Genomic DNA, 817 nt, shown 5'->3' with positions numbered 1-817 from the left:
GCGATTAAGCGATAACTTTAGCAACAACACCAGCGCCTACAGTACGGCCGCCTTCACGGATTGCGAAACGCAGACCGTCGTCCATCGCGATTGGGTGAATCAGGGTAACTTTCATGTTCACGTTGTCGCCTGGCATTACCATCTCTACGCCTTCTGGCAGTTCGATGGTACCGGTCACGTCAGTAGTACGGAAGTAGAACTGTGGACGGTAGCCTTTGAAGAATGGCGTGTGACGACCACCTTCATCTTTGCTCAGGATGTACACTTCAGATTCGAACTGGGTGTGCGGCTTGATGGAGCCTGGCTTAGCCAGTACCTGACCACGTTCGATTTCTTCACGTTTGATACCACGCAGCAGAACACCTACGTTCTCACCAGCACGGCCTTCGTCCAGCAGTTTGCGGAACATTTCAACGCCAGTACAGGTAGACTTAACGGTGTCTTTGATACCAACGATTTCAACTTCTTCGCCAACTTTGATGATACCGCGCTCAACACGACCGGTAACAACGGTACCACGACCGGAGATGGAGAATACGTCTTCGATTGGCAGCAGGAACGGCTTGTCGATTGCACGCTCTGGCTCTGGGATGTAGCTGTCCAGGGCTTCGGCCAGTTCGATGATTTTCGCTTCCCACTCAGCTTCGCCTTCCAGCGCTTTCAGCGCGGAACCGCGGATTACTGGCAGGTCGTCGCCTGGGAAGTCGTAAGCGGACAGCAGTTCGCGAACTTCCATTTCTACCAGTTCCAGCAGCTCTTCATCATCAACCATGTCGCATTTGTTCATGAATACGATGATGAAAGGAACGCCAACCTG

The 817-nt window shown here is 52.5% G+C and carries 1 protein-coding gene; it reads right to left on the bottom strand.

Annotated elements, in window-relative coordinates; all coding sequences use genetic code 11:
- Positions 1–4: 4 nt before the first annotated feature.
- A partial coding sequence (locus tag ACJ8OK_RS24305) for an elongation factor Tu (RefSeq protein ID WP_442531164.1) occupies positions 5–817 on the bottom strand: 813 nt, incomplete at its 5' end.

This window comes from Serratia sp. CY71090, assembly GCF_052166845.1.
Taxonomy (GTDB): domain Bacteria; phylum Pseudomonadota; class Gammaproteobacteria; order Enterobacterales; family Enterobacteriaceae; genus Serratia; species Serratia nematodiphila.
This window is presented reverse-complemented; position numbering and strand designations above follow the sequence as displayed.